The 16718-nt window shown below is 47.2% G+C and carries 15 protein-coding genes and 1 pseudogene; 10 read left to right on the top strand and 6 right to left on the bottom strand.

All coding sequences use genetic code 11. The features are described from left to right. From BUB37_RS21705 to BUB37_RS18340, 8 genes and pseudogenes are all read left to right on the top strand, one after another. Nucleotides 1-1806, top strand: a pseudogene (locus tag BUB37_RS21705) (hypothetical protein); the annotation flags it as partial. 21 nt (nt 1807-1827) lie between these two features. After that, entirely contained in the window at nt 1828-3855 is a 2028-nt protein-coding gene (locus BUB37_RS18370) for a T9SS type B sorting domain-containing protein (RefSeq protein WP_072995289.1), read from the top strand. 29 nt (nt 3856-3884) lie between these two features. Next, complete coding sequence (locus BUB37_RS18365) at nt 3885-4811, top strand: PorP/SprF family type IX secretion system membrane protein (RefSeq protein ID WP_450088425.1); 927 nt, start codon at nt 3885-3887, stop codon at nt 4809-4811. Nucleotides 4812-5294: 483 nt separating this feature from the next. After that, nucleotides 5295-5819, top strand: a complete 525-nt coding sequence (gene idi, locus BUB37_RS18360) for an isopentenyl-diphosphate Delta-isomerase (protein WP_072995287.1) — start codon at nt 5295-5297, stop codon at nt 5817-5819. A 4-nt stretch (nt 5820-5823) separates the two neighbouring features. Then, entirely contained in the window at nt 5824-6231 is a 408-nt protein-coding gene (locus BUB37_RS18355; RefSeq protein ID WP_072995286.1) for a 6-pyruvoyl trahydropterin synthase family protein, read from the top strand. A 2-nt stretch (nt 6232-6233) separates the two neighbouring features. Further along, the gene (locus BUB37_RS18350) at nt 6234-6689 is read left to right on the top strand and encodes a peroxiredoxin (RefSeq protein WP_072995285.1); all 456 of its coding nucleotides are present in this window, start codon (nt 6234-6236) and stop codon (nt 6687-6689) included. Nucleotides 6690-6695: 6 nt separating this feature from the next. Beyond that, complete coding sequence (locus BUB37_RS18345; protein WP_072995284.1) at nt 6696-7664, top strand: type I phosphomannose isomerase catalytic subunit; 969 nt, start codon at nt 6696-6698, stop codon at nt 7662-7664. A gap of 65 nt (nt 7665-7729) precedes the next feature. Next, the gene (locus BUB37_RS18340) at nt 7730-7999 is read left to right on the top strand and encodes a hypothetical protein (protein WP_072995283.1); all 270 of its coding nucleotides are present in this window, start codon (nt 7730-7732) and stop codon (nt 7997-7999) included. A gap of 49 nt (nt 8000-8048) precedes the next feature. On the opposite strand, the gene BUB37_RS18335 is transcribed toward BUB37_RS18340, so the two are convergent. The 4 genes from BUB37_RS18335 to BUB37_RS18320 all read right to left on the bottom strand — a co-directional run bounded on the left by BUB37_RS18335 (nt 8049) and on the right by BUB37_RS18320 (nt 13214). Then, a complete protein-coding gene (locus BUB37_RS18335; RefSeq protein WP_072995299.1) occupies nt 8049-8753 on the bottom strand; it encodes a DUF4369 domain-containing protein in 705 nt (234 codons plus the stop codon). A 66-nt stretch (nt 8754-8819) separates the two neighbouring features. Continuing rightward, a complete protein-coding gene (locus BUB37_RS18330; protein ID WP_072995282.1) occupies nt 8820-10082 on the bottom strand; it encodes a DUF819 family protein in 1263 nt (420 codons plus the stop codon). Nucleotides 10083-10110: 28 nt separating this feature from the next. Further along, nucleotides 10111-10914, bottom strand: coding sequence for a Cof-type HAD-IIB family hydrolase (locus tag BUB37_RS18325; protein ID WP_072995281.1), 804 nt, complete (start codon nt 10912-10914; stop codon nt 10111-10113). Nucleotides 10915-10979: 65 nt separating this feature from the next. After that, nucleotides 10980-13214, bottom strand: coding sequence for a penicillin-binding protein 1A (locus BUB37_RS18320; RefSeq protein WP_170863190.1), 2235 nt, complete (start codon nt 13212-13214; stop codon nt 10980-10982). Nucleotides 13215-13334: 120 nt separating this feature from the next. On the opposite strand from BUB37_RS18320, the gene BUB37_RS18315 reads away from it, so the two are divergent. Next, nucleotides 13335-14108, top strand: a complete 774-nt coding sequence (locus BUB37_RS18315) for a S1/P1 nuclease (RefSeq protein WP_072995279.1) — start codon at nt 13335-13337, stop codon at nt 14106-14108. Nucleotides 14109-14362: 254 nt separating this feature from the next. Here BUB37_RS18315 and BUB37_RS18310 read toward each other — a convergent pair whose 3' ends face one another. Both BUB37_RS18310 and BUB37_RS18305 read right to left on the bottom strand, forming a co-directional pair. Beyond that, a complete protein-coding gene (locus BUB37_RS18310; RefSeq protein ID WP_072995278.1) occupies nt 14363-14962 on the bottom strand; it encodes an alpha-ketoglutarate-dependent dioxygenase AlkB family protein in 600 nt (199 codons plus the stop codon). Next, nucleotides 14962-15849 (bottom strand): AraC family transcriptional regulator, encoded by an 888-nt coding sequence (locus BUB37_RS18305; RefSeq protein WP_072995277.1) that lies wholly within the window; start codon nt 15847-15849, stop codon nt 14962-14964. The genes BUB37_RS18310 and BUB37_RS18305 overlap by 1 nt, the downstream gene beginning before the upstream one ends. 214 nt (nt 15850-16063) lie before the next feature. On the opposite strand from BUB37_RS18305, the gene BUB37_RS18300 reads away from it, so the two are divergent. After that, complete coding sequence (locus tag BUB37_RS18300; RefSeq protein WP_072995276.1) at nt 16064-16648, top strand: hypothetical protein; 585 nt, start codon at nt 16064-16066, stop codon at nt 16646-16648. The last annotated feature ends 70 nt before the right edge of the window (nt 16649-16718 follow it).

The following is a 16718-nucleotide window of genomic DNA, read 5'->3' as shown; positions in this document are numbered from 1 at the left end:
GCCACGGCCAACGAAACGGTTGACATCGCCTTGGAGCGTGGCGGATCGACGACGATCAATATCGAGGATGCGGATGCGGACCCGAACAACGAGAACCAAACGGTTTCAGCGGGAACCGGTATAACGGTAAACCAGAGCGGGCAAAACTTTGAAGTGGTGAACGCGGCACCGGACCAGGTCGTGACCATCACGGACGGCGGTAGCGGAAATGTCTCTGTAGGCGGGACGTACCCCAACCTGACCGTTGACGTACCTTCCTTGGACGATGCGGACGCGGACCCGAACAACGAGATACAAACCTTGACTTCTGCGGATGGCTCGGTGACCTTGAGCGAGAGCGATGGTGACTATGATCTAGAGGTGAATTTTCCGGCCAACAACGATAATAGTGCGACCAACGAACTTACCGATTTGAACCTGGCAAGCAATATCCTGACCTTGACCAACCCTGCCACTCCTGGCAATCAAGTCGATTTAAGTCCTTATTTGGACAATACCGATAATCAGAATATTGAAGGTCTTGCTATCAATACAAGTTCGAACATACTCACTGTCGGTATTGAAAACGGCAATGCCCAAACGGTCGATTTATCACATTTGGACAATCCGGGTACCGACAATCAAAATATTGAAAATTTGACCTTTTCGGGTACTACTTTAACCGTGGGTATAGAAAACGGTAGTTCCCAAACGGTGAGTTTACTTCCTTTGGCCGACAATCAAAGTATACAAGGTTCAAGTTTGTCAGGAACCACATTGACCATTGGAATAGAAGACGGTAGTTCTGAAACGGTAGACCTATCGAGTTTGGCGAACACCGATAACCAACAGATAAGCCTGTCGGGAAACATCATCACCTTGGCCAATGGTACGGGTCCGGATACAACGGTCGATCTTACCGATTTTAGGGATGACCAGACCTTGACCTTAACGGGTAGCTCATTGGCAATTTCCGAAGGGAACTCGGTCGATCTATCAACGTTATCCGACCATGATTGGTACGAAGTGGGCGGAACATCCGCTCCTGACGCCATAACCGATAATATTTTTACCGAAGGTAATGTTGGTATAGGTACCAGCTCGATAACAAGTGGTAGGGCTTTGGACGTAGAAGGAAATATCGAACTTAATGATTATTTATATATGAACGGTAAGGAGGTCTTAAGGGACTCCGGTACTTGGTTGCGTATTAACCATAATAGCGGGTTCACCAATGGGATACTTACCAACTCCTATTTTAGGGTAGACAATAGGGTGACGATTAATGAAGCGGGCGATAATTATGATTTTAGGGTAGAAGGCGATGCGGATACCCATTTGCTATTTACCGATGCCTCGGCTGATGAAGTAGGTATAGGAACAAGCTCCCCGGATGCAAAATTGGATGTTGAAGGCGGTACGGTGCGTTTTTCCGACTATGGCTCCAACGCCATAACCGGTAATGCCACCTCCCTGGTCGGGGTCGAGGCCGATGGAGACCTTGTTGAAGTTAACTCCTTAAAGGCTTCAAAGGTTTTCTATCCACCTTCCATTGAGGTAGATGCCTCTACCAATGGTACGGGCAGGACAATAAACTTATACGATCAATATATCGCCCAGTTCGGGTCGCCCATGGTGGCCAGTACTTCGGCACCTGCGGCTATTCCAACCTATGCGAACAACGAATTGTACTACTATGTCACCTATTACGATACGGCTGTTTTTGCCAATGTTTCCGTCGATGAATTTGGAGTCATGACCTACGATGTCATTGCCCAGCCAACAAGCTATAATTCCTTGATAAACGTGGTTTTTGTAGTCAAATAATTTAAATGATAGACCGTCGATTTGAAGGTAAGACCTACATATAAGAAGCTTGTTGTCAGTATAGTATTTACCCTATTGGGATTTGCGGTATCCAACGCCCAGTACCTATTGAGGGCCCCGGCCGATACGGCAGAGGAGACCCGGACCAATTTTCGTTGGTACGAGGCGCAAGATACGGGTACGGTGCTGAGTACCGATCCGTTTTTGGAAGTCACCGACCAAGGGGTTTACTTTGCGGTCTATGACGGTACCTTATGTGGCAAGAACGCAACCAGTTATTTTATCGTAACCAATTGCAATTCGCCCTACAACGAGGTTACCCTTGATATTAGTGATAATACCGATCACCTTTCGCCAGGGGCCACTGTCAGTTGGAGTCCGCCATTACCTGGCGATCAAAGTGCGCCCACGGTTATAGCCACCCAAAATGTGGAACGCTACATGGCCACGATCCATAAGGCCGGTAATGCCAAGAACCTACCTAGTTTTACCGTCGTATGTATCGATGAGTCGGCGGTACTGGTCGACGATGTGGTCTCCGTCGATGAAGACGATTCGGTAATTGTCGACATTTTTGCCAACGATAGCGAACTTCCCAGTGAAGGTATGCTCTCGACGACCAATCCGGCAAACGGTACGGTAAATGTAGATGACAGTGGAACTCCCAACGACCCCACCGACGATATCGTAACCTATGTTCCCGATCCGGATTTTAATGGTCAAGATTCATTTAACTATTCGCTTTGCAATGTTTTTGGCGATTGTAGTACGGCCACCGTCACGGTAGACGTACTGCCGATCCTCGATACCATGGACGACTCTTTTGCCACCGCCGAGGACACTCCCGTCCTCTTAAATATACTTGATAACGACAATGATATTCCGTCCTCGGGCAGTTTGACAACGACCGATCCATCCAACGGAACCATTACCCTTGATGATAGGGGTACGCCAAACGATCCGTCCGACGATACGCTTACCTATACACCCAACGAAAATTTTGACGGTACGGACGCCTTTACCTACACCCTTTGTGATACGGTAGGGAACTGCGATACGGCCACGGTGACCGTTATCGTTAGCGACGCCATAGACCTCGATACCGATAACGATGGGATTCTTGACAGTTTTGAAGACCTGAATCTGGATGCCGACAATGATCCGTCGACCAATGCGACCGATACCGATGGCGACGGTATCCCCGATTATCTCGATATCGATAGTGACAATGATGGCATACCCGACAACGTCGAGGCACAGTCGACCATCGACTATACTCCTCCAAGCGGATTGGACGCAAATGGCAACGGTGTAGACGATGCCTATGAAAACAACGGAATGTTGGGTATTGTTCCCGAGGATACCGATGGGGATGGTTTGCCCGACTATGTTGACGAAGACAGCGATAACGACAACATTCCCGATAGCATAGAAGGACATGACCATGATCAAGATGGAATTCCTGAAGTTACCCTTATCGGTTCCGATAAGGATCGCGATGGCCTTGACGACGGCTATGAAGGGGAAACGGCCATTGATAGGGACGTTAACGACGAGATAGACGATCCTTACAACGACTTGCCGAACACAGATGGAGATGGGGAATCGAATTACCGCGATACCGACGACGACGACGACGGTATAGAAAGTAAGAATGAAGATGTAAATGTCGATGGCAATTATGCAAATGACGATACCGATGGCGATGGCATACCTGAATATCTGGAGCCCAATGAAGAGGAAGAACCTATAGAGGTCTTTAACGTGGTTACCCCAAATAACGATGGTGCGCACGATGTGCTGACCATTACGGGCCTCGAAAATTATCCCGATAATTCGATACGGATCTATAACCGATGGGGCGTTCTGGTATACCAAACAAGGGCCTATAATACCGAAGGCAATGTTTTTGACGGTACTTCCCAAGGTAGGGTGACCGTCGACGCCGATAGAAAACTACCGGTAGGTACCTACTTCTATATTTTGGATTACAAAGATGCCACCGGGGAACAGCAAACCCTTTCAGGGTACATATATATTAATAGATAGCAATTACTATGATTCCATATCAAAGCACAATAGCTTATAAAATCGGTGTACTATTCGCCCTGTTGTTTATGGCTGCACTCCCGAAAGGTATGGCTCAACAAGATTCCCAATACACACAGTACATGTATAATACGGTGACTGTCAACCCGGCCTATGCCGGTTCACGGGGCCATATCAGTACGGCCCTCCTGTACCGCTCGCAATGGGTGGGACTCGATGGGGCACCTACCACCCAGACCTTCAATTTGCACTCGCCCATAGGGTATAGGGGGGTAGGACTCGGCCTTTCCATTGTAAACGACCAGATCGGACCGACCTCGGAAACTTATTTCGATGTCGATTTTTCGTATACCGTATATACTTCGACCGAGGGGAGGCTGAGTTTTGGACTTAAGGCGAGTGCCCATTTATTGGACGTGCGTTTTTCCGAACTCAACCAGTATACCACCGACGCCAGCCTTCAGAACGATATCGAAAACAAATTTTCGCCCAATATCGGTGCCGGGGTCTATTACCACAACGAGCGGTTCTATGCCGGCCTATCGGTACCCCGGATCCTGGAGACCCGACATTTTGATGAAACTAGCCTATCTACGGCCAAGGAACAAATGAATTTCTATTTGATCACCGGATATGTCTGGGACCTGAACGACAACACAAAATTCAAGCCGGCCCTCTTGACCAAACTGGTTACCGGGGCACCTTTACAGGTAGACGTTTCGGCCAACTTTATGTTCAGCGAAAAGTTCATCTTGGGAGCGGCCTATCGTTGGGATGCCGCATTCAGCGGAATGGTCGGTTTCAATATTTCGGAAAAGTTCTTGATCGGCCTTGCCTATGATCGAGAAGTTACCGAACTGGGTGAGGCCATATACAATTCCGGTTCGTTTGAGGCCATCCTGCGCTACGACTTTATCAGTACCAAGGGCAACTTGAAATCCCCGCGTTTCTTTTGACCCGATCTCGAGGTCGAAGTGCCTGAATTCGGGTCCATGTCCCCAACCCGAAATTTGCCCGGCTTCCCTACAGGTAAAGAGGCCAATAATACCATCGGTGATAGGGGTAATGCCACTCCCTCCTTCCTTAAAAAACCTGCTCGGGCGATATACTACATGGGGCCCCTTTTGATAAAAATGGGGTATCGTGATGTCCCGACCTGGTCTACCACGGCCGCTGGTTCGGCCTAGTACCCATTTAAGATGGCCGATGTGGATAATGGCGGGCAACAAGACACTTTCGGGTTATAGCTATATGGACTGATATTTTTTCATTGTCCCACCGCAAACAGGTGCAGGGGCGCTTTCAATTTCTCGGTCAGTCTTTTGGGAATGTGCTAACTATAATTTAGGAGGCTCTTGGCACGATACTGGCCGAAAGATACTATTTTTGTAGTTGAACCCGTTTGGGGGCCATAATCCCTACCGACTAAAATAGTGCTATTGAAAGAAGAAGAGGTAATATTAGTAGACCCGGACAATAACCCCATAGGCACCATGCCCAAGATGGAGGCGCACGAGAAGGCGGTGCTCCATCGGGCATTTTCCGTTTTTGTGATGAACGATAGGGGCGAGACCATGTTACAGCAAAGGGCAGCACACAAATACCACTCCCCACTATTGTGGACGAACACCTGCTGCAGCCACCAACGCGTGGGCGAAAGCAATATTGAAGCGGGCAAACGGAGGCTTCAGGAAGAGATGGGCTTTGTAACCGAACTCAAGGAGTTGTTTTCGTTTATATACAAGGCTCCCTTCGACAACGGACTTACCGAACATGAGTTGGATCACGTAATGATGGGCAGGTATGACGGAGAGCCACAGATCAACCCAAATGAGGTGGCCGATTGGAAATGGATGAAGCCCGAAGCGGTAAGGTCGGATATCGAACGGAACCCCGATAGGTATACCGAGTGGTTCAAGATCATTTTTGAAAAATTCTATAGCCATATCTCCCAAAAACCCTAGAGCCATGAAGGTTAAAGTCAGCAGAAAGGCACATTTTAACGCGGCCCATCGATTGTATTGTCCGGAATGGGACGATGAAAAAAACCAAGCTGTTTTTGGCAAGTGCAACAATCCCAATTATCACGGGCACAACTACGAGTTGATTGTGAGCGTTACCGGTGAAATCGATCCGAAGACAGGGTTTGTAATGGATATGAAGGTTTTAAAGGAATTGATTGCCGACAAGGTCGAGGATGCGCTCGACCATAAGAACCTCAATCTCGAGGTACCCGAGTTCAAGGCGCTTAACCCCACGGCCGAAAACATAGCGGTGGTTATATGGAACAAGCTTCGCCCCCATATTCACGATGACAACGAACTTGAGGTAACCCTGTTCGAAACCCCCCGTAATTTTGTAACTTTTTCCGGTTAGCCATGGGCTTGAAAGTAGGTGACGAAATTCCTGATTTTACCCTGCCAGACCAATATGGCAAGGTCTTTTCGAGTGCCGATCTAAAGGGGAAAAAACCAATGGTGATCTATTTTTATCCGAAAGACGACACCCCGGGCTGTACAAAGGAGGCCTGTGGCTTTAGGGATGGTTATGAACAGTTTCAAGAGCTGGGTGCGGAAGTAATCGGGATCAGCTCCGATTCTTCGGAAAAGCATAGGAACTTTGCTGAAAAACATAGGCTGCCCTTTACGTTGCTGGCCGATACCGATAAAAAGGTAAGAAAGGCCTTTAAGGTAGAAAAGCATTTGTTAATATTGCCGGGCAGGGAGACCTATGTGGTCGACCGGAAAGGAAAAGTAGCCATGGTCTTTAACAGCATGGGGGCTTCACGACATATTCAAGAGGCCTTAAAGGCCTTGAAATCCATCAAATTATAATCGATTATGAACTTTTATCCATTGAAATTTCAGCCCATACTAAAAGAACGCCTATGGGGCGGGACCAAACTTAGGGATGTATTGGGCAAACCCATTGAAAGCGATATTACCGGCGAAAGTTGGGAGCTTTCGGCGGTAAAGGGCGACGTTTCCATTGTCGAAAATGGGGCGCTTGCCGGAAGATCCTTACAGCAACTGATCGATCAGGCACCTGGGCAATTGCTGGGGAAATCGGTCTATGAACGCTTTGGAACGGATTTTCCCATCCTTATCAAGTTTATCGATGCCAAGCAAGACCTGTCGATCCAATTGCACCCGAACGACGAACTGGCCAAAAAACGGCACAATTCCTTCGGCAAGACAGAGATGTGGTACGTTATGGATGCCGACCAGGATGCCCGGCTCATCGTAGGCTTTAACAAGGATGTTACCAAGGAGGAATACGCCAAAAGCCTGGAAGACGATAGCCTGCTAGACCTGCTCAATTACGAAAAGGTGGCCGAAGGCGACACCTTTTTTATCAATACGGGAAAGATACATGCCATTGGGGCTGGGGTTTTGCTGGCCGAGATCCAGCAGACTTCCGACATCACCTACAGGGTCTTCGACTTTAACAGGAGGGACAAGAACGGCAACCTTCGCGAACTGCATACCGACTTGGCGTTGGATGCCATCGACTACACCAAGAAGGACGACTTTAAGGTCGCGTACGGCAACCAAAAGGATGCGGTGAACCCGATGGTGGATTGCCCCTATTTTACCACCAACTATTTGGACTTGTCGAAAGACCTCGAACAAGACCTGGGGGACAGGGACTCGTTTACCATTTATATGTGCGTAGGTGGTGCGGCTACCATTGCGAACGAATTCGGATCGGTCGAAATCGAAAAGGGACAGACAACCTTGCTCGCGGCATCGACGGAGGCGGTAAAGATATCTACCGATGGGGCCCGGCTGTTGGAAGTCAGCATTTAGTGCGATTTACAAATTATAATCAAGTTGAGATAAAAAGGGCTATTTTTGCCAAAAATAAATGTATTATGGCAAGTGTAAGAGAATTGAAAAAGGATATCAATAATGTGCTGGGCGATATCATCGAAGCGGTTTATATCGTCGATGGGGCAAATAACGATCAAGACTCCAAAGAGGGCGGCAAAATTATTGATGAGGCCATCGAAACCTTTGATGACCTAATCGAAAAAGTGAACGACCGAAAGGTTGAAAATAGAAAGGCGCACCTAAGAAAGGTACGTGCCGAACTGGAGAAAAAGGCCGTCGAATTGGCCGAAAAAGTGAACAAACTGGGTTAATGGATACCCTAGGCAATAAAAAAAATCCCGTCATGGCGACGGGATTTTTTTATTTCTTGACCTTTTCCAAGTGCTTTTTTAAAAGTCGCCCGTATTTCGATGCCGCTATCTCCGGCGACAAGGCCTTGTAAACCGAATCGAGATAGATGACGTTCGCATCGGCTACGTCGTTCAAGGCGATGTAAGGGGCGATGTAGGAGTTTTTATTGTTGAGCGCATAGTTTAGCGCGTAGGCATAGCTTCGCTTGAGGTTCTTGTCGCTCAGGGCCTGAAGCGAATCGAGTTGTACCGAATCCAAATTGGCGCCTGCTTGGGTCACCATTTGAAGGATCTCGAGGTTCTTCATGTTGAAACGCGACATGGTCTTTTGGTATTCCTCCAGTTTCTTTTGCGTTTCGGAGCCTTCGATTTTTGGGTTTTTGTCAAAGGCGTTCCAAGTGGTATTGATCGTTATCGTGCCCGGCTCGGCAAAAAAGGTTATCCGGTCGTTGATGTCGTTGGCGTCCTTTTTCTTGAGGTAGAGGTAGAAGATTTCAGGACTCTCCAATTCGGTTTTGAAATTGAAGGAGCCATCACCATCTACCTGTAAGGAATCGACGGTGGTCAACACGGAATCGGGTACATGCTGCAAATAAAGCGTGCCCTTTTTCAGTCCCTTGACGGTTCCGGTAACCTGCATGGTATTCGAAGTAGTGCTTTCTCCGCAGGAAAGAACCAAAAAACAAATGGTGCTTAGGAAAAATAGATTTTTCATGTCTTTAATTTGGTCGGGCAAATATCAATAAAAAAATTGATTTGGTTCAAGCCTTCGGGGGTATGCTTACACTTTTGAGGCGATTTCCATCAGGTAGGCGCAAAGCAGGGCACCTCCGGTACCGACCACATAGCCGAACACCGAAAGCAATACCCCTACCGAAGTCAGCGAAGGGTGGAACTCCGCAGCGACCACGGGTGCCGAGGCGGCCCCGCCCACGTTGGCCTGGCTGCCTACCGCCAAAAAGAAGTAGGGGGCCTTGATCAGTTTGGCCACCAAAACCAGCAAACCTGCATGAATACTTATCCATATAAATCCGATGGCTATCAATCCCGGGTTTTCGAGTACTTTCCCCAAATCCATCTTCATGCCTATAGTGGCAACAAGAATGTAGATGAACATCCCTCCAATTTTGCTGGCACCGGCACCTTCGTAATTTTTTGCCTTGGTAAACGATAGACCGATGCCCACAGTCGTTGCAATGACTACCATCCAAAAGAAACCGGAACCCAAAAACGACAGAAAGCTTTTTTTGTCACTGACGCTTTCATAGGTCGAAGTAAGGAAAGAACTGATGTGGTTACCGAAAAAATGGGCTATTCCTGTAGCGGTAAAGGCGAAGAAAAGCATCATCATATAATCTTTCAAGGTAGGAACCCGGGTAATTTTTTCGGAAAAAGCGGTCACCTTTACCTTAAGTGATTCAATGGCACTGGTATCGGCCTTGAGCCAATTGTCTATCTGTTTGGTCTTGCCGACACCCAGTAATATAACGGCCATCCATACATTGGCGACGACAATATCGACAAGTACCATACCGCCGTATTTTTCTGGATTGTATTGAAATATCTCGAGCATGGCCGCTTGATTGGCACCGCCACCGATCCAACTGCCCGCTATGGTCGACAAGCCTCGCCAAATGGCATCAAAATCGTTGCCGCCCACTGTTTCCGGGGAGAAAATGGAAACGATCAAGATGGCTATGGGGCCTCCTATAACTATGCCGGCGCTACCCGTTAAGAACATGATCAAAGCCTTCGACCCCAAGTTTGATATGGCCTTGAGGTCTATACTCAAGGTCATCAACACCAGTGCGGCAGGCAAGAGGTACCTGCTCGCCATAAAGTACAGGTTCGAGGTGGAATCGGAAACAAGGCCCGTACTCGCTAAAATGGCAGGTAAAAGGTAGGCCATGAGTACCGCGGGAACCACGGAGTAGAACTTCTTCCAAAACCCCGTACTGATCGACGAGGTGTAGAAGATAAAGCCAAGGCATAAGGTGAGCAAACCAAATACTACGGTATCGTCTGTAATTAAGGGTTCTGTCATTTGATAGGGTCGCTTTTGCCAAATATACTTAAAATACCAGATGCTGTTTGATAAAGCTGGCCACCCCGTCCTCGGTGTTGGGCAGGGTAACATGGTCCGCAATGGCCTTTACCTCGTCGCGGGCATTGCCTACGGCCACGCCTAGGCCTGAATGCCGCAACATTTCCATATCGTTGTAATTGTCGCCAAATGAGATGACATCGGCCATTGTCTCCCCCTCTTGGAGCAACAATTGTATCGCGGTCAGTTTTGAAACCGTTTTTGGCGCGATCTCGATCAAGGTGTCGTTCGACCGATAGAGGTTCAGTTCCGTTCCCCATTTCTCGGTAAGGACGGGGAAAATGGCATCGGCGGTACTTTTAGTGCCCATCAGCATAATTTTATGGGGGCCAATCCCCCGCTTTTCCCAATCGGCCAAGCTTTCGGAGGTGGGCCTGAACAGGGGAGTGGTCTGGGTATACCTGATCTCTTTGCGCACGCGTTCGGTATTTTCTTCTACGTACCATTCGTTGTGGTGGTATAGTCCCAGCTTTATAAAATGCCGCGATGCCAGGTCGGAAATCTTGGATAGGAGGGCCATGGGGATTTCCGTTGATGAGACCTGTTGTCCGCCATTGAGTACGAGGGCACCGTTGTAACAGACCATGGGTTGGTCTTCTATGCCCAAATGGCGCTGCAGATAGGTCATGGCGCGGGGCATTCTGGCCGAGACCAGTATAATGCGGAGCCTGTCTTTGATTCGTTGGATTTCCGATATAGTGAAATCCGATACATCGCTTTTCGTGGAAAGAAGGGTTCCGTCCAAGTCGGAACAGAGTATTTTGTATTTCAAGAAGCTAAAGGTTTGATTTCGGATGCAAAAATAACAATTGAGCGGTGTCCGGCCTATTTCTTCGCCTAATAACCGCCCCTGAATTTTTTCTTTCGCTTTTTGTTCGGGTTCTTGAAAAGGCGTTTGAGAAAACCATCGCGTTTTACGGGCTCACAGTCCAACATCTGTAGGACTACCGGATCGGGTTTTGAAAATTGGGCCCTGGTGATGGGGTTGTACGAAGCGTGCTTGTTCATTTTTTGCATGAATTTCGCAAAAATGGGAAGGGCGGCACTCGCCCCTTGACCCAAGCTCGTGCTTTTGAAACCTATTTCGTGGTTGTCGAGTCCGACCCAGGTTACGTGTACCAGTTTCGGGGTAAGGGCAACAAACCAGGCGTCTTTGTTGTTTTGGGTGGTCCCCGTCTTTCCGGCTATGTCGTTGTTCAGTTTATAGGTACTTCGCAAGCGAGAGGCCGTACCGCTGTTTACGGTCGATTTCATCATCTCGACCATGATTTGCCGGGTTTGCTCCGAAAAGGCCGGTTGCGTAGCCCTTTTGGGTTCGAATTTTACGAGTAGGGAGTCGTTTTTATCGGCAATGGCGTTGATGAGGTAAGGCAGTACGGCCCTTCCCTCGTTCATATAGCTGGCATAGGCACCCGCCAGTTCGTTCAGGTAGATTTCCCCGGTACCCAAGGCCAATGAGGGTTGCTTGGGCAATTCGGTAAATATGCCCATGTTCTTGGCCATGGCGATGACGTTGTCGATGCCTGTTTTTTCCATAACCTTTACCGCCACGGTATTGACCGAATTGCTGAGGGCCTCTTCCATTGAATAATTGAGATAGGCCTCATCTTTCTTGCCCGAATTTCCGGGCGACCATCCTTTTAGGTTTTCGTATTCCACTTCTTCCGCCGAAAAATAGGTACAGGGTTCGATGCCTACTTCCAAGGCCGCCGTATAGACCAAGGGTTTGAACGTCGATCCCACCTGTCTTTTGCTTTGGGCGACATGGTCGAATTTGAAATGTTCAAAATCAATACCGCCGATCCAGGTTTTTACCGCCCCGGTCTTGGGGTCCAAGGCCAATGAGCCTGTATTGAGAAATTTCATATAGTGCTTTAGGCTATCTATCGAGCTTGCCCGGACCGTTTTCTCTCCGTCCCAATCGACGAGGACCATCTTCTTTTTGCGCTTGAGCGAATCCATGATCTGTTTTTCGCCAAGTCCCGATGCCTTCAGTTTTTTGTAAATCCTTGATTGTCTGATCTGTTTGGTGATCAGTTTTTGATCGGTCAGCCAGGGAGCGTTTTTTCCATAACTCTTTTCAAACCGTCCTTGAAGGGTTTTCATATGCTCGCGCATGGCCTCTTCGGCCCAATACTGCATATTGTAATCCAAGGTGGTGTAGATTTTTAGTCCGGAGGTATAAATGTTGTATTCCTTACCGGTTTCGCCTTGCTCCTCGGCCCATTTCAACATCTTTTTTCGCACCTCTTCCCTAAAATAGGGGGCCAGCCCATCGTTATTGTCGTATTCGCGATAGTTTAGGGTTATGGGCAGGGCGATCAGGCTGTCCTTTTCGGTTTCGGGCAGCATCTTGTTTTTTGCCATGGCGGCCAAGACCAGGTTCCTCCTTTCGAGGCTCCTTTCGGGAAAGATCCTGGGGTTGTAGCTGTAGGTTGCCTTGAGCATTCCGACCAAGGTAGCGGCTTCCTCCAGCAAAAGGTCTTTGGTACGCTTGTTGAAGAATTTGAGGGCGGCACTCTCGATTCCGAAGGTATTGTCTCCAAAGGAAACCGTATTCAGATAGTGGGTAAGGATCTCGTCTTTCGTAAAGATATCCTCCATCCGTCGGGCAATGAACATTTCCTTGATCTTGTCGACGACGATATTCGTTTTTTTTCGGTCTCTTCTGGGGTATAGGTTTTTGGCCAATTGCTGCGTCAGGGTACTGCCCCCGCCCGCGGATTGGTCTTGCATCAAAATGGTCTTTAATGCAACACGGCCTAGGCTTCGGTAATCGATGCCCGAATGTTCGTAAAACCTTTCGTCCTCTATGGCCACCAAGGCATCGAGCACGTGTTCGGGAATGTCTTCAAAGACGATAGGCTGTCGATCGTAGAGGTAAAATTTACCGATAAGCACACTGTCGGCGGTATACACCTCCGAAGCCCGCTGGTATTGGAAATCGGACAAATCGTTTTTTGATGGGAGGGGTCCCCAAAGTCCCCAACCGACACTAGCTACAAAAAGTATCGATGCAAGCAGTAAGCCCAGCAATACGATGATACCTATCTTTAAGAATCTATGCTTCATTTGCTTTAATCTCAATACCTGGGATTTAAAGCACGCAATATCAAATTAAAAATTGAAAAGAGCATGGGCGTTAACATTAGATTAAAGGCTATTGCCTAATTTTGGCCCAAATTTGTTGAAATGAAAAAAGTAGTAGCCCTGGTCCTTCTGATCTCCAATATGCTTGCCGCCAACACCGGCGACTGGTCGAAGACCGGGCATAGAACGGTAGGTCAAATTGCGGAAAAGCATTTGTCTAGAAAGGCCAAGAGGGCCATTGGAAATCTATTGCAGGGCCAAAGCTTGGCCAGGGTCGCCAATTTTGGCGATGAAATCAAGTCCGATACCCTATATCGTAAGTTTAGTGCCTGGCATTACGTCAATCTTCCGGCCGATGCGAAGTATACCGATATCGAACCCAGTAAGTACGGCGATATTGTAATTGGCATTGAAAAATGCATCCAAATATTGAAAGACAAGGGCAGTAGTGCCGCCGACAAGGCGTTCTATTTGAAAATGTTGGTACATTTGATAGGCGACCTGCACCAACCGATGCATGTAGGTAGGGCCGAGGATAAGGGCGGAAATACGATCCAGTTGCAATGGTTCAATAAGGGAACCAACCTTCATCGGGTATGGGACAGCCATATGATAGACGACTATGGGATGAGCTATACCGAGCTGGCGGGTTCATTGCCCAAGTTGGACAAGGCGAAGGTCAAGGCCATTCAGCAAGGAAACATCTACGACTGGTTGGAAGAAAGCCAGGGAATTGCCAATAAAATTTACGCTTCGGTAGAGAACGGTGAAAAACTGTACTATAGGTATAGTTATGTCTGGTGGGGCACCGTAGAAAACCAGCTTCAAAAAGGGGGACTGCGCTTGGCCAAGGTGTTGAACGATGTCTTTTCTTGAATCCGGGCCGTTCGAAATTTTAATTAGCCCCTTCCTTAACCGTAAAAAGGACCTTTTGAAAATGTCGACATACCTATAAAATCGGTATTTTGAACGAACCGACGTACTTTGGAACAAGATTTGAAGTTATCTTGTTGAAGTGCTGTATGGGGACATTGGAGGTCTTGCCCACCCGCCAAAGGCAGTACGGCATTTCGCGTAAAGCATACGGGCCCCATAAAAAAAACCGACTTCGTAACGCGAGGCCGGTTTTTTTAGTTGATAAGCCTAAAGGTTAGGTTGATGCGCTTACCGAGGTCTCTTGAGGTTTTTGGTATTTGGTGCATCCAGTATTGCTGTGTCGTACCGGACATGACAAGCAAACTGCCGTGCTCCAGGAGCAGCTTATACCTTTGGGCCTTGCAGGTGCGGTGCTTCAGATGAAAGAAACGTTCTTCGCCCAAGGAAATCGAGGCAATGATCGGGTTATGGCCCAGTTCCTTTTCGTTATCGCTATGCCAACCATTGCTGTCCTTCCCGTCCCTGTACAGGTTTAACAGGCATGTGGTAAACCGGGTTTTGCATTTGAAATCGACCTTTTTCTTCATTTCGAGGAGCCCCTCGGTAAACGGATGCGGGCGCATGGTAATGTTCGAATAGGAGTATTCCTTTCCATTGTTGCCGAATAGGGCCGTGAGCCTAGGTTGGGGATATTCCTTTCCGAAAAGCTTTATGCTGTCTTGCCGCCATGGGACCGTATGCAATAGAAGGTCAAAGAATCGGTCGGCCTCCCCGCCCTTAAAAAAAAGGGGATAGTAGTGAATGGTGCTGTCGACCAGGTTCAAATTGCCATTTGTGGGAAAAAGCCGCTGCACTATTGGAGTACGTTTTTCAATTGATTTCTGTACTCCGATGGGTTTAGCCCGGTAAAGGCCTTGAACTGTTTGTTGAAATGGGAAAAATTATTGAACCCGCTTTGCATGCAGACCTCTGTAATGCTTATGGGCTGTTCGGCCAATAGCTTAGAAGCGTGTACCAACCTGTACTCGTTCACGAACTGGACAAAGGTCTTGTTCGTTATTTTTTTAAAGTACCTACAGAACGAAGGTACCGTCATGCTTACTTTACCGGCAATCTCGTCCAGGGTTATTTCTTCCTTGAAATTGGTCTTGACATAATTGAAGACAATATTGATACGGTCGTTGTCCTTTACCTCCGTTTCCATGGAGAAGCCTTCGGCATTGAGAATCTTAAAATCTTTGCTCAGGGCGAGTTCGTTCAGGATATTGAGAATGGAAAGCAGGCGCTGAAAATCGCTTTGGTATTCCAAAATCAACAATTTCTCACCCAGTTTTCTCTTCGTCTTTCCCGAAAAGGCAATGCCCCCCTTGGCGATTTCGAACAAGTTTTGGATGTTCTTCATTTCCGGGATCTTAAAAAAGTCGTTTCCCAAAAAGTCTTGTTTCATCTGAATGACCGTTTCAGAATCGTTTCCGGTCAATTTATCGGTAAACCCGCAATGGGGCAGGTTGCTGCCTATAAGTATAAGGTCTCCGTCGGAATAGTACGATACGTGGCTACCGATCTGCCTTTTGCCGGAGCCTCCGTGCACGTGTACCAATTCGATTTCAGGATGGTAATGCCAAATACTTTGTTTGTTGTTTTTCGAGGCATCGAACTTTTGATAGGTATACGAATGGCCAAAACTAGGCTCGATCGCTTCAAAAGCAGGTTTTTGGGATAGGGGATTTTTCTTTTCCATAATGCAAATTTACAACAGCCATAAAACGCTATTCTTTGCAAAATTAACCAAAAAATGTTCAAAATTACCTTTTGGGTATAAATCATGTGGTTACCATGTTAAAATAGCATATAAATTGGAAAAATGTGTAGTAGTGGGGTAAAGACATCGGCCTTAAGTTTGTACCAGATTATTAACCTACCCTGTCGCAAGATGGGCTCTAAAACAAAATGTCATGAAAAAAGTATTAAGAACAACAGCAATGATTGCCCTCATGTTCGGAACAATGACAGCTTCGGCCAACGAAGGGAAACTAAGTCTAGTTACTACCGAGAATACCAAAAGCGTAGTTTTTGAACTGGATGCCGATGCCGGTAAGACAACCATCAAACTCTTGGATAAAGACAGTAATGTAATCTATTTCGAAAATGTCGAGAAAGAAGCTTACGTCAAAAAGTTCGACCTTCAGAACCTTAAAGACGGTCAGTACTACTTCTTGACCGATGATGCCTTGAGGACTACCACTTATGTCATAAACGTAAAGGGTTCAAAAGTAGCGATCCTCGATAAGAAGGAAGATACCAAGCCGGTTTACAGAAGTAAGGACGGTGTTATTTATCTAAACCATTTGAACCTTGATAAAAGCAAGGTGAACGTAAATGTTTTTGATAGCAGTGACCGTTTGGTTTTCTCGCAAGAATGGAAAGATACCATGGTCGTTGAAAAGGTTTTCAATTTCAAGAACGCCTTCAAAGACACGTATACCCTCGTTTTGTCCGACGGTGATAAATCGTATTACGAGACTATTAATGTAAAGTAGTTGTTATAAAAATAGTAGTTTAAGTTGAGTTGAGTTAAAAGCCCTGTAGATCATAGACTGCAGGGTTTTT

The sequence above is a fragment of the Pseudozobellia thermophila genome (assembly GCF_900141855.1).
Lineage (GTDB): Bacteria > Bacteroidota > Bacteroidia > Flavobacteriales > Flavobacteriaceae > Pseudozobellia > Pseudozobellia thermophila.
This window is presented reverse-complemented; position numbering and strand designations above follow the sequence as displayed.

Excerpts from the sequence above, each read along its gene's own strand:
- BUB37_RS18340 (WP_072995283.1), top strand. The coding sequence starts at position 7,730 with ATGGCAAGTGTAAGAGAATTGAAAAAGGATATCAATAATGTGCTGGGC.
- BUB37_RS18355 (WP_072995286.1), top strand. The coding sequence starts at position 5,824 with ATGAAGGTTAAAGTCAGCAGAAAGGCACATTTTAACGCGGCCCATCGA.
- BUB37_RS18335 (WP_072995299.1), bottom strand. The coding sequence starts at position 8,753 with ATGAAAAATCTATTTTTCCTAAGCACCATTTGTTTTTTGGTTCTTTCC.
- BUB37_RS18315 (WP_072995279.1), top strand. The coding sequence starts at position 13,335 with ATGAAAAAAGTAGTAGCCCTGGTCCTTCTGATCTCCAATATGCTTGCC.
- BUB37_RS18330 (WP_072995282.1), bottom strand. The coding sequence starts at position 10,082 with ATGACAGAACCCTTAATTACAGACGATACCGTAGTATTTGGTTTGCTC.
- BUB37_RS18320 (WP_170863190.1), bottom strand. The coding sequence starts at position 13,214 with ATGAAGCATAGATTCTTAAAGATAGGTATCATCGTATTGCTGGGCTTA.
- BUB37_RS18345 (WP_072995284.1), top strand. The coding sequence starts at position 6,696 with ATGAACTTTTATCCATTGAAATTTCAGCCCATACTAAAAGAACGCCTA.
- BUB37_RS18305 (WP_072995277.1), bottom strand. The coding sequence starts at position 15,849 with ATGGAAAAGAAAAATCCCCTATCCCAAAAACCTGCTTTTGAAGCGATC.
- BUB37_RS18350 (WP_072995285.1), top strand. The coding sequence starts at position 6,234 with ATGGGCTTGAAAGTAGGTGACGAAATTCCTGATTTTACCCTGCCAGAC.
- BUB37_RS18300 (WP_072995276.1), top strand. The coding sequence starts at position 16,064 with ATGAAAAAAGTATTAAGAACAACAGCAATGATTGCCCTCATGTTCGGA.